This window comes from Acinetobacter sp. YH12142 (assembly GCF_013418435.1).
GTDB classification, from domain to species: Bacteria; Pseudomonadota; Gammaproteobacteria; order Pseudomonadales; family Moraxellaceae; genus Acinetobacter; species Acinetobacter amyesii.
The window spans coordinates 1-12,364 of the sequence record NZ_VPCB01000030.1; the positions used below are offsets into that span (position 1 = coordinate 1).

The following is a 12,364-nucleotide window of genomic DNA, read 5'->3' on the forward strand; positions in this document are numbered from 1 at the left end:
TGAAGTCATAAGAGAACAGGACGTTCCGCAGAATAAAAATAAATAATCGCACAAGGATCGGCGGCACGACAGGAGTTATGCCAAGCGAACCAATACGAAAAAGCCCGACAGGATGTCGGGCTTTTTTTATTAAAAAAATATTTTAAATCATTGGATTAAGCTCATTTTTGGAGCTTCGTATAACGTGTATTATGTTAATTTTAGGGAAAATAAATAATTATTAGCTTAAGGCCCACTACCCAATCCTGTAATTAGCCAATCAGATTGAGGAGATTTTTTCACAAGAGTAATAAATAAAATATAGTCACCTACTGGACTGCCAGCATCATCTATATGCACGACTTTAACTTTTACCATCACTGAAATAATTTTATAAAATTCTTGATAATACTCAGGTCTACTTTCCGCTGAATCATCATTAATTCTTATTATTTCTAAAATTTTTGAGTCTTTGAAAGAAAGAAATCTTTCAGGACTTTTTAAGTCTTCATATAATTGCGCATCAGGCCAAACATATTTGATTGCTGATTTTCGATCATGTTTAGCAAGTGAATTTAAGAAAAGTATCGTTGTCTGTTTTGCCATTTCATTGTCATAATTCAATTTCTGTTTATATGAATTAAAGATCAGAATTAAACATAGACCTACAAGCAAAATTCCTACTTTTATAATTTTTGGGCGATTTACCATTCTTTTTGAAAACCCTTTCTAACTGCTAATGTTTAACCTTATCAATAAAGTCAGGCACTTATTTAACATAATGGCTGTTATACGAAATTTGAGTGTTAGAAACCATTTAAAGTGTCCGCCCTAAAAACACATAAACAATGTGTATTCAAATTTTTTATGTGTTATATTGCTAATAATAAGGGTAGGAGTCACTGTATGACTTACACAGAGCTTCAAATTAAATTGCTAGAAATGGGCTTATCAATTAAGGATCTTGCAACGTTACTTGGCATGAATCCCAATTCGATTACCAATTATAAGAGTGCCGGTATTATTCCCCTGAATTTAGCAATTACAGTAACTCTGATAGCTAATTTAAAGAAATTAGACCTGTCTCCTGAAGAAATCATCAATGAAGTTAAAAGAAGACATGCAAATAACCTAATTGAGAATAATTAAAGGCAATAAATTATGCGTACAGATTTACTTTTAGAATTAGCGGATTTCTTAGAAAAACTAGATCCCAATAGATTTGATATTTGTACTTGGAGAAGACCATCTAAGGACTCAGTAGGCTTCGTAAGTGATGAACAACTTGTCACTGACTGTAAGACTGTTGCTTGTGCTATTGGATGGGCTGTAACTTTGCCAAAGTGGAAGGATGCAGGATTCTATATGGACACTTTAGATATCACAAAAGAGCATCTGAATAACCCATTAAGCACGCCATACACTATGGCTATTGTGAAATGGAAAGGTAACTCAGCTATCGATTCTTATGATGCTTTGCAAGCAGGGTTGAATCTTCCAACTGGTATGGCTGAGGTTCTTTTTGACTTCAACAACTATGCTGATGAAGAATTTACAAATGCTGAAACTGTGGCTGAAAGAATACGTGAATTTTGCAGTACGCCATCAGAAGAACTCATGGATTTAGTGGTTTCTTATACAGATACTGAGTAATTCCTACAGACATAAAAATTAAAAAAACTCAATAAAAATGGAGCCTTATGCTCCATTTTTAAAATGCGTATAACATGTATTATGTTAATTTTAGAAAAATTTAACGATGAACATAACTTTCAGGGTTAATGCTAAGTATTAAATAATTTTCAATATTTGGAAAACGCGTTGCCCTATAATCCGGATTCTGAGGATTATTTCTATCCCTATTATCTTTTTTTACTCGTTCAACAGCATTCAAATGGCTTTCTAAAGCTACTTTAAATCGCTTTTCATAATATTCACAATTAGTAAAATTATTGGCATCTCTCAACAAATTGGTTAAATACAAAGCTCCATAGCTTTCATCTTGTGAGTATTCATTTAACGAACAAGAATATAAAATTAATTGTTGGGGTTTAGCCTTCTCAATTTGATTGTTATATATTTGTCTAGCTTGAATACGACTCAAACGTAATGAATCTGAAAAACTATAGCTATCCATAGAGAGAGAAGCTCTTGCTTCTTTAAGCTCTTCAATTTCACTACGACAACAATCATAAATATTAATTTGTTTGTTACACAAATTTTCTAACTCAGATTGTGCTATTAATTGCTTATCATTGTTAATTTGCACATAAGTCTCTTGTCTTTTATGTCCTCCATGACCAGTGAAGAACACCATCATATAATCATATTTGCTTAATTTATCTATTGCTAACGAAAGTCTTAAACTCGATAAAGAAGGATTTATGTGTAATTCAATTTCATCAGTATTCCATGCCCCTCCGGGAATACTTTTTAAAAACTCTTGGATGTGTTCAATATCCTTAGATACACCTGTTAACTTTCCATCTTGGTTAGCGATAATTATTGCTTTTTTCTTCATCAATGTTTTCCTAGACATTTATTAACAAGAGCTACAAATTTTTCATCATAACTATCAATATTTTCATTGGGATCATTCAGGGGATTTTGCCAATTTCTTTGGTGTAACCTAACCCATTCTTTCATATTAATATGCTGCTTCTGAATACATTCCAAATCATAGTCACAATGTTCAGCTAAACGTGAAAGATAATTAAAAACTAAATTACAAAAAACATTATATCTCTGATATTTATCAATATTTTCACCTTCTTCAGCTTTCTTCACGTCCCATGTCTCACAAAATTTTTTCGTTTCAAGATAAGGATATGAAATAGCTATTTTTAAAATATCATCAAGCTGTTTATCTAGAATATCTAATTCAGATTTCCTTTGATTTTCTTCCCTAATATTTTTATCTATATTATTTTTGATAAAAAATAATATGCCCGATACAACAACAGATAAAATAGTACCCAACAAAGCAGGCCATATTTTTGACCAATCAATTCCAGTAACTACTTCAGGAACACAATTAACGTCCACAATTATTCTCTTATAAAGTCATTTTTTCATTATACATTTTTAATTTTAATCATTGATATAACTTAAGTTTTAGACGACAAATTAAGCCGCAGAAACACTTCTGTAAAATTAGCCTTATCGGTTCTTTCTCAATCAAATAAAGAAAAATAATCACATAGTAGTGGACCTGAGATTATATTTTTAGTATGATCCCACCATTGTTTTTATGGGATGCTGATGTGAATTACCTCAGTTTTTTTAGTGGTGCTTTAGGTCTAGATCTTGGTTTAGAAAGAGCTGGATTTAAACCTTTGATGTATTGTGAATTTGACAAAAAATGTCAGGAAACAATCACATTAAATCAGCCAAATGTTCCACTATTAGGTGATATTCGAAATTACTCAGCAAAAGATATTCTTCAAGAATTAGGATTATCAGACAAAGATACGATTGATTTAGTTGTAGGTGGTCCACCATGCCAAGCATTTTCAACAGCTGGAGCTAGACGCTCATTTGAGGATGAACGGGGTAATGTATTTATTCACTATCTTCAAATAGCTACTGAGCTAAAAGCTCGTTATATAGTCATAGAAAATGTCCGAGGACTCCTATCAGCTGTTTACAGACCATCAGACCACGATGAAATCTCGTTAAAAGATGCAAAAGGTACAGCGCTAGAATACATTGTCCAATTCTTGGAAGCTAAAGGATATGGTGTTTCTTTTAACCTATATAATTCTGCCAATTATGGAGCACCGCAAGTTCGTGAGCGTGTCGTAATTATTGCTTCTGCTGATGGTTCTAAAGCACCATATTTGAATCCAACACATAGTCAAAATGCTGAATTTGGACTCCAACCGTGGAAAAATCTCAGAGATGCTATTAGTGATTTAACGCCAGAACAAAATCAAGCTTGTGCAGTATTCCCCGAAAAACGGCTTAAATATTATCGCCTATTAAAATCAGGTGAAAATTGGAGAAATTTACCCGAAGATCTTCAGAAAGAAGCTATGGGAAAATCATATTATCTAGGTGGTGGAAAAACAGGTTTCTTAAGACGTTTAGACTGGAACAAACCTAGTCCAACACTTGTTACTAGCCCAACAATGCCAGCAACTGATCTAGCACATCCAGAAGAAGATAGACCATTAAGCGTAGCTGAATATGCTCGCATTCAACAATTTCCTGATCAGTGGAAATTTGCTGGGAAATTAGTAGATCAATACAAACAAATTGGAAATGCCGTACCTGGTGACCTAGGTTATGCTATTGCACAAACGATTATTAATCACGATCAAGGCAATGATATACAGCCACCAGAAGGCTTTCCTTTCTCTCGTTATAAATTTACAACTGAAAAAGATTGGAAAAAAGCTTTCCAAAAGAAATGATTAGGCTAAATAATCTCTAATGAATTGTAAGAAACCTTCCTCACTTAGTTGATCTCGGAACTCTGCTTCAGGAAAATTCTCCCAATTTGTATTCGTTGCTCTTCTGCTAGATGGTTTGGAATACGTTCTAAACCATTTTTCAATAGTAGTACCCTGACGAATAGCCGAAGATGAAGAGTTTTCAGTATTATCCCTATTCTTGACTTGGACTGCTTCCCATAATTTTGTCGACTGATTGTATTTAATAAAATCAATCGCTCGAACAAAGTCTCCTGCACACCAAACCCAGCCATGTGGTTCAAGGGCTTGAGCTATATATCGCTCTAGTAATGCACCAACCAAATTTTCTGCTGACATAGATAGCTGGTGTTCAACTTTGATCTTCTCAGTTTGTGCTTCTGTAAAATTGCAACACTGCTGAAGAATTACACTTACAGCTGTATCAGGAATAGTTGTCGGTCTTGATAAGGTAAGTTGTTGTGCTTTAGATCTCACATAGCATTCATGCAAAGCATTTATACCTTCATCAGAATCTAAATGTAGACTTTTACTTCTACTGGATAGTCGATCAGGATTATCTTGAAGAAATTTCAGTAAGATTTGGAATTTTGGATCAAACATTTTTAGATCTCAAAAAACCAACATCTTAATAATAAAAAACTTTTAGTGCTAGAAAAGCCATTTATTTAACATAAAATCTCTTATATGAAATTTAGAACTTATCCCTTAAAAAGATCATTAAAAAGCTCTTTATCTTTCTGTCTATTTTCTTCTGTCTTACTTTCCGCACTTAAAAACTGCTCAAAATCAGCCCATTGATGTTTAAAAGATTCATCATTTTTAAATTTATTCAAAACCCAAGCGCCAAGCAAAATTTTCCGTCTAGTTTCATTTTTCCGTTCTTGAGCTTTGGCTTCACTTAAAAGTTTTTGCTGCTTAAGTTTAAGCTCATTCTGTTTCTGTTTTGCCTGTTCTAAGATCTGCTCTTGTTCTTTTTTCAAATACTCAATTTGCTCTTGTAGAGATAACTTCTTCTGCTGTGCTTTAGTGAGCTTCTTTAAAACTGCATCTTTCTTTTCTTGAATATCTGACATAGTATTAAACCGTGATGATCAATAATCAAACATCATCATAGAGTCAAAAAACAAAGCGAGCAATATCAAACGTAGCGAAGCGGAGTTTTCCCGGAGTGAAACGAAGGGCGCACTTACCCACTTTTATCATTTCATTCAAAAGTGGACGTTGCGACAGGGGAAACCCCTGTACCCCATGACCTCGCTTTAGCATGGTCAGCAACTTTTTCAAAGTTGCAAAAATCAAAACCACGGTATGCAGAAATTTAGGTTTTTAAAGTGGCAATTTTTCATTTGAATGAAAGCAACATCTCACGAAGTGACGGACGTTCAGCCGTTGCTTGTGCTGCTTATCGTGCCTGTGAAAAATTAGAGGATCTGACTTTTGGAAAGACTCAGGACTACACTAAAAAAAAGGGACTTGCATACAAAAATATTTATGCACCAGAACATACCAATACAAAACTTTTAGACCGTCAAACACTTTGGAATACAGTAGAAAAAAAAGAATTCAATGCCAATGGCTCAATGAAAGCCAATGCACGACTCGCCAAAGAATATATCTGTGCTTTACCACATGAATTAACAGATGCAGAACGCATAAAAATCGTTGATGATTTCTGCTCTAACTTTGTCAAAAAACATAATGTGATTGTCGATGCTTGTATTCATGCACCACATGATCATGATGATGAAACCAATAATAAAAATTTCCATGTCCACATCATGTTCACGACCAGAGTCGTGAATGACAAAGGCGAATTAGGCAAAAAACAAAGAATCTTCAACGACCATGGTCCCGAGATCCTGAAGGACAGCCGAGCAACTTTTGCCAATGTTGTAAACACAGTATTGGAAAATGCTGGACTAGATGAACGCATCGACCACCGCAGTTATAAAGATCAAGGCTTAGGTTTCCTTGAACCCACCCATCATGAAGGGCATGAAGCTACAGCACTTCGCAGACAATATGACGAGGAACAAAAAAGACCGCTTGAAGAACGTAACACTGAAATTGTGCTACCAAGAATTGCACTTGAAAATGATGCAATCAAAGCCAAAAATTTAGATGCTGCACGAGAATACCAACAGATCATCAAGGGCCTTGATCAAGAAATTATTGTTCCAAGTCGATTAGAAGATCAGATTACCCAGCTGGAAAACGAACTTCAGTTAACCGAAGCAGAAGAAAAAGAGCTTTTAGCAGAATTAGTAAATCTCAATCTAGAAGAAGAACGCCTGCAAGAACAACAGGTTCAACAGATCGACAACGCATATGATGACTTCATCCGGTGCCAAGATATTTATGCAGAATTTGCCAATCAGTTTTACACCATTCAAAGCAATGCTGCTGATAATCAAAAGCAGATTGAATCAAATCTCACCAAGACAAAACGATGGTTAGCAGAAAACAAAAGCGATTTTTACCTACATAGCAATAATTTGTTTTATGACTCTTATCATCATACTTACAGAGATATAAAAAAACCTGATTTTTATGCGACTGAAAAATCAGTAGAACAGGCAAAAAATGAGAACTGGAGAGAATACGCAACCGAGGTCGAACAACTTGCTAAAGAATACGATATTGAGAATGTTGTCCAGCGCTTAGGCCAATGCTCAGAGATACTGGAAAATAATGGGATTGAACGACCAACGATAAAACCCTCGTTTTGGCAGAAGCTAAAACGAGAGTACGTTCATTCATTCGATACCCTACATGATTTTAATGATGATATGAGTCCCCTCCTTAAAGCAAAACGGGCAGATGATCTCAAAATTGAACAAGAAAGAATGCAGCAAGTACGCCAAGCGGAAGTAGATCGGCAACGAAGAATTGAAAATGATCGCAGAGAAAGTGAATTTAGAGAGCAATTACGTAAAGAACGAGAGCAAAAAGAACAACGCTATGAACAAGAAAGACACGAACGAGAACATTTGGAATTTTTAAAACGCCAAGAATTGGAAAAACAGCAGAAAAACGAGCCTAAAAAACCAGAAAATGAAAATAACAACGATTACCGACCTTGGTGAATGCTGTTTAAACGCAAAAAAATAGGGTTTTTAGCGATGTTTTGCTAAACCACAGTAGATTTATAGTTGAGTTAAGAAAAAACTCTTAAATCGCAAATGAGAGCATTTAGCGAGTGTCTACGAGCGAACTACAGGGATCTAAATTTTTTCACCTGTTTTTCCCTGATTACAGGCTCCCCTGTGTATCAAGAACTCAGAATCAGAGCATCCCGAATGGGTGCGAACTGATTACGATGGCTTTATGTCGAGCGAAGCGAGTAAAAAGCTCATGAGCGAAGCGAATTCCTAGTTGCTTTTCTTTTTTAAAAGTCACGAAATTTTAAGCCAAAAATTGCCCCTACGAACTGAGCGAAAGCGAAGTTCAATAGAGTTTGAGCGTAGCGAAAACCAAGGGCAATTTTTCCTTACCTTGGCTTTTAATTATTTTTAAAGTTTTTAATGCTTTTAGACTCTCTGAAAACCTTTGTTTGCAAGGCTTTCAAGGTGGATAAGACTACAATTTCTTTGTCATAAGACTACAATTTCTTTGTCATAAGACTACAATTTCTTTGTCATAAGACTACAATTTCTTTGCATTTGATTACATCGAATGCTAATGTAGTCTTAATAACACTTATAACCTATGCAGTCTTATGAAAAATGACTTAGTAGTAAAAGATAATGCCTTAATTAATGCCAGTTATAATCTCGAAGTAACCGAGCAACGGCTTATCCTTTTATCAATAATAAGAGCAAGAGAAACAGGCCAAGGGATCTCATCCGACAGTAAATTAGAAATCCATGCTTCTGATTATGCTTCTCGCTTTGATGTCACCAAAGAAGCTGCGTATAACGCTCTAAAAAATGCAGTTAATAATCTTTTTGAAAGAAAGTTCTCTTTTAAGGAAATTCATAAAGATACAAACAAAGAAATTGTAGTCAAATCCCGCTGGGTTAGCCGAATTGCATATGTTGATGACCTTGCTACATTAGAAGTTACCTTTGCACCAGATGTTGTTCCTCTTATTACAAGATTGGAAAAGCACTTTACGAGCTATCAACTTAAACAGGTTGCGCAACTAACTAGCAAATATGCTATTCGTCTATATGAGTTTCTAATTGCTTGGAGAGACGTAGGAAAAACACCTGTTATTTCTTTATCTGAGTTCAGAGAAAAATTAGGACTTGAGATGAATGAATATCAAAAAATGGTTAATTTTAAAAGTCGTGTTTTAGAACCAGCCATAAAGCAAATCAATGAGCTGACTGATATACATGTAAAATACGAACAGTACAAAACAGGAAGATCTATCTCAGGCTTATCATTCACTTTTAAGCATAAAAAAATTGATTCGATACCTTCAGAAAGAGATCCAAACACGGTAGATCTCTTTACCCAAATGACCGATGCACAACGCCACATGTTTGCCAATAAACTTTCAGAGCTACCGGAAATGGGTCGGTATTCCCAGGGAACTGAAAGCTATCCACAATTTGCTATTCGTATTGCTGAGATGCTTCACGATCCTGAAAAAATCAAAGAACTATATCCATACCTAAAAAAAGTGGGATATATGCCATTAAATAAAAGGATTTAGTAAATGGCTAAATTATCACTAAGTGAAGTATCTAACCGCTTTAACGTCAGTCGTTCTACGCTATATAGGGCCATAAAAGAAGGGCGTATATCTCGAAGCGCTGATGGTCTTTTTGATATTGCAGAAGTCATCCGATGCTTTGGAGAGCCGATCAAAAAGCATGAACAAAAACAAGAAGTGGATCAGTCTAAAGATGATGCTGATTTACGTCAGCTTGTTGATTTTATGAAAAAGGAAATTGAGTCATACAAAGATCGTGAGAAACGCTATTTAGATCAAATAGACCGCTTTCAATTGCTATTAGGGCATAAAGAGTCTGAAGAAAAAATGTCTCATGATACACCAGTGACACATTCCAATGATGCACCATGCGACAACAATAGTGGAATAAGTGAAACTATTGATAATAATAGAGATAGTGAAATTAAAACATCCCATGAGACATTGGTGACACGCCCTAATGAAACACCAAAACACGTACCAAATACGCATTATGAGACAAAGAAAAAACGTGGATTATTTGGCCGTGTGCTAAATGCTGTTTTTGATCATGACTGAGCAATCTAGGGAGAGAAATCATGCCGAAACTGAAAGACATTGCCCTAGGCATTATTGTGGCTCCGCTGCTGATCCCGATTATGCTAATTGCATCGTACCAGGATAAAAAGGCACTGAAGAAAGAGCTGGATGAACGCCAAAAAGAAAAAGACCAGGCATCCTGATTATTCAATTGAGCTAATCAAAATCGTGAAACATTGCTTAAATAATAGGCGTGGAACGTGAAAAATCATAAAAAAAACCCACCTTTGGGAAGGTGGGCTATCAACTAGAAACTACAGTGTTGAATTATAAGGATAATTATACAGCATTTCGTATAAGGTGTATTATGTTAATTTTAGGAAAACTTAGAATAATTTACACAATTCTGACTAGTTTTTTAATATGAAATTAAAAAATAAGCAATAAAAAGTTCGCTATTTGCGAACTTTTTATTGCTTATTTTTTGATATTTAATATAATAATTTTAATTATTTGTACTCATAGATAGATTTTCCGTCTAGCAATAATGTTATTTGAATCAACGCAGGCTTTTTGCCAATTTTGGTTTATATAATTTAAAAATTGCTTATTGAACTAGCAATAGTTCGAGGAAGTTTACTTCCACCAATTCCGCCCCCCAAGGTTTCTCTTGATCCTATTGTTGGGAAGAGGGGACGCCCCTTGCTGACGCAGCAAGGGGCTGGGTTTTATGAGAATAAATCTTGCTGATACTGCTCTTAATTACTGACGGGCCCTACGCAATTCCGCGTAGGGCGTAATTAGAGATGAGGTCTACATGGACAAAAAAACAAATAAGCATCAGCAAGCACTTGAACAAATCAACAACGATGACAAAACTGAAAAGGATGAAGGGAAACCTAATAAGCTTAAGACGTTTTCCAAAGCTGTTGATTGGGCATTCAGAATCGAACGAGCTATCAGTTGGATCGAGCGTTTGTTTGGGGATGAATGACTCCCAAAAAGTGTGTTAACTCACACGATTTAGGGGTTCAAGTGAACTCTTAAAGCTAATTTATATTAAAAATATGGGATACCGTTATGATTAACCGAGCACTAAAAGCAATTAGAGTTTTCCATGGCTTATCACAAACTGAATTAGCTACAGAATTAAATATCTCAAAATCTTACTTATCAGAATTAGAAAATGGTAAAAAATCTGTTTCATACAATTTCTTAGAAGACTTTTCTAATTATTTTGATATGCCTGTATCTACATTAGTTTATTTTTCAGAAAACATTGAAAACCCTGAAAAAATTTCTAAAAAGTTTAAACTTTTAGCAAGCAATAAACTTTTATCCATATTAGAATGGGCCGGAAATCGGAAATCGGAAATCGGCTAAATTATCCAATGGTTCAGAAGAAGAAAAATAAGAATTATCCGGTAAAGCAAAGCATTTTATATAACCTAAAATCTAAAAATAAACTCGCTACGCTATTGGATCTACCTTTACAGGACTTAAAAGCTCTCCAGGATGATCATTTTTATTCTTGCTTCCAAGTTTCAAGCGGTAGAGAAGTCCAATATCCCCAAGATGCTCTATACAAGATACATAAATTTGTGAATAAGCTGCTATCACGGATAGAACTACCTGACTATTTACACTCGGGTAGAAAAAAGCGTTCCTCAATAACAAATGCTAAAAATCATTTACTCAGTCAATATAAAACATTAACTGTTGATATAGAACATTTTTTTCCTTCAACCTTATCTAACAAAGTTTTTGGTTTCTTCTTCAATTGTATGAACCAAAGTCCAGATGTAGCTAATTTGCTAACTAATTTATTAACCTATAAGGGATACATTCCTACTGGTAGTCCGGTCAGCATGAACTTGGCCTTTTTTGCAAATATAAAGATGTTCGATGAATTACACAGATTTGCGAATAATCGCGGCTGTAAAATGACAGTATTTGTTGATGATCTTGCATTTACTGGAAAAGAAGTTAACGCAAATTTCTTGTTTCATATTGAAACAATAATTACTAAACATGGCTTAAAAATAAAAACTAAAAAAACTAAATTTTTTGAAGCGAATAGTCCAAAGATGATCACTGGAGTAGTTGTAAAAAATAATCAAATTGAGCCCGAGTATGAACAATTAAAAAAATTAAGAGAAGATGAAGCTAACTATAAAAACGAACCAGAAAATGAACAAAATCAGTTAATTTTCAATGGTCGATTAGCTTATCTTTCTCAAATAAACAAAAATTTAAAGATAAAGATGGATCTTAAAAAGGTAAGTTAAAATATTTAACATAAAATCTCTTATTCGAAATTTCAAAACTGGATTTTTCCACCAAATCACTGTCTATTTAACATAATAGAGGTTATACGAAATGCTTTTTAAAATATCTTTGTTTTTCATATAGTTAAAAATTTTTCATCCCCCTGAAAAACCACAAAAAACCGACTTGGAAACAAGTCGGTTTCTTTTTGAGCAATTTTGATACTTCTTGCCAATAAAATTGATCAACATTTAATCAATTTGTCATTTTTCTCTGCGTTATCAAGACAGCGCTGGCTTAAATTATCCCCAATTTCTGCGGACAACTCTTGGGATAAAAATCCACCAATTTTGTACGCCTGAGCGCACATGAATTTAGGGATTTTGCGGATATTCATAACCCCTTGTATTCAATATCATGAAGTCATAAGAGAACAGGACGTTCCGCAGAATAAAAATAAATAATCGCACAAGGATCGGCGGCACGACAGGAGTTATGC

Annotated in this window: 15 protein-coding genes; 10 read left to right on the plus strand and 5 right to left on the minus strand. The window is 34.6% G+C overall.

From position 1 onward, the window contains the following. Positions 1 to 225 precede the first annotated feature (225 nt). A complete protein-coding gene (locus FTU77_RS15245) occupies positions 226 to 585 on the minus strand; it encodes a DUF4829 domain-containing protein (RefSeq protein WP_227554280.1) in 360 nt (119 codons plus the stop codon). Positions 586 to 885: 300 nt separating this feature from the next. Between FTU77_RS15245 and FTU77_RS15250 the strand changes: the two genes are divergently transcribed. Together FTU77_RS15250 and FTU77_RS15255 are read left to right on the plus strand one after the other, a co-directional pair. Continuing rightward, a complete protein-coding gene (locus tag FTU77_RS15250; protein ID WP_180056149.1) occupies positions 886 to 1,128 on the plus strand; it encodes a tellurium resistance protein TerC in 243 nt (80 codons plus the stop codon). Positions 1,129 to 1,140: 12 nt separating this feature from the next. Then, entirely contained in the window at positions 1,141 to 1,632 is a 492-nt protein-coding gene (locus FTU77_RS15255; RefSeq protein WP_120368311.1) for a hypothetical protein, read from the plus strand. A gap of 100 nt (positions 1,633 to 1,732) precedes the next feature. On the opposite strand, the gene FTU77_RS15260 is transcribed toward FTU77_RS15255, so the two are convergent. Both FTU77_RS15260 and FTU77_RS15265 read right to left on the minus strand, forming a co-directional pair. Beyond that, positions 1,733 to 2,500: a caspase family protein gene (locus tag FTU77_RS15260; RefSeq protein ID WP_180056150.1), complete on the minus strand. Its 768-nt coding sequence runs from the start codon at positions 2,498 to 2,500 to the stop codon at positions 1,733 to 1,735. After that, positions 2,500 to 3,024: a hypothetical protein gene (locus tag FTU77_RS15265; protein WP_180056151.1), complete on the minus strand. Its 525-nt coding sequence runs from the start codon at positions 3,022 to 3,024 to the stop codon at positions 2,500 to 2,502. The genes FTU77_RS15260 and FTU77_RS15265 overlap by 1 nt, the downstream gene beginning before the upstream one ends. Positions 3,025 to 3,242: 218 nt before the next feature. Between FTU77_RS15265 and FTU77_RS15270 the strand changes: the two genes are divergently transcribed. Continuing rightward, positions 3,243 to 4,394: a DNA cytosine methyltransferase gene (locus tag FTU77_RS15270; RefSeq protein ID WP_130132666.1), complete on the plus strand. Its 1,152-nt coding sequence runs from the start codon at positions 3,243 to 3,245 to the stop codon at positions 4,392 to 4,394. On the opposite strand, the gene FTU77_RS15275 is transcribed toward FTU77_RS15270, so the two are convergent. Both FTU77_RS15275 and FTU77_RS15280 read right to left on the minus strand, forming a co-directional pair. After that, the gene (locus FTU77_RS15275) at positions 4,395 to 5,015 is read right to left on the minus strand and encodes a SinI family restriction endonuclease (protein ID WP_130132665.1); all 621 of its coding nucleotides are present in this window, start codon (positions 5,013 to 5,015) and stop codon (positions 4,395 to 4,397) included. It abuts the gene before it with no gap. Positions 5,016 to 5,113: 98 nt separating this feature from the next. Beyond that, positions 5,114 to 5,488, minus strand: coding sequence for a hypothetical protein (locus tag FTU77_RS15280; protein ID WP_086322809.1), 375 nt, complete (start codon positions 5,486 to 5,488; stop codon positions 5,114 to 5,116). 258 nt (positions 5,489 to 5,746) lie between these two features. Here FTU77_RS15280 and mobQ point away from each other — a divergent pair, with 258 nt between their 5' ends. The 7 genes from mobQ (at position 5,747) to FTU77_RS15315 (ending at position 11,885) form a co-directional block, all read left to right on the plus strand. Continuing rightward, positions 5,747 to 7,501, plus strand: coding sequence for a MobQ family relaxase (gene mobQ / locus FTU77_RS15285; RefSeq protein WP_373685828.1), 1,755 nt, complete (start codon positions 5,747 to 5,749; stop codon positions 7,499 to 7,501). A gap of 632 nt (positions 7,502 to 8,133) precedes the next feature. After that, a complete protein-coding gene (repM, locus tag FTU77_RS15290; RefSeq protein WP_068912167.1) occupies positions 8,134 to 9,078 on the plus strand; it encodes a replication initiation protein RepM in 945 nt (314 codons plus the stop codon). 3 nt (positions 9,079 to 9,081) lie between these two features. Further along, positions 9,082 to 9,636: a plasmid replication DNA-binding protein gene (locus FTU77_RS15295; protein ID WP_068912165.1), complete on the plus strand. Its 555-nt coding sequence runs from the start codon at positions 9,082 to 9,084 to the stop codon at positions 9,634 to 9,636. Between the two features lie 20 nt (positions 9,637 to 9,656). Continuing rightward, positions 9,657 to 9,800 (plus strand): hypothetical protein, encoded by a 144-nt coding sequence (locus tag FTU77_RS15300; RefSeq protein WP_001125247.1) that lies wholly within the window; start codon positions 9,657 to 9,659, stop codon positions 9,798 to 9,800. Between the two features lie 614 nt (positions 9,801 to 10,414). Beyond that, entirely contained in the window at positions 10,415 to 10,591 is a 177-nt protein-coding gene (locus FTU77_RS15305) for a hypothetical protein (RefSeq protein WP_180056152.1), read from the plus strand. A gap of 86 nt (positions 10,592 to 10,677) precedes the next feature. Then, entirely contained in the window at positions 10,678 to 10,980 is a 303-nt protein-coding gene (locus FTU77_RS15310; protein ID WP_180056153.1) for a helix-turn-helix domain-containing protein, read from the plus strand. Positions 10,981 to 10,988: 8 nt separating this feature from the next. Further along, complete coding sequence (locus tag FTU77_RS15315; protein ID WP_180056154.1) at positions 10,989 to 11,885, plus strand: reverse transcriptase family protein; 897 nt, start codon at positions 10,989 to 10,991, stop codon at positions 11,883 to 11,885. The last annotated feature ends 479 nt before the right edge of the window (positions 11,886 to 12,364 follow it).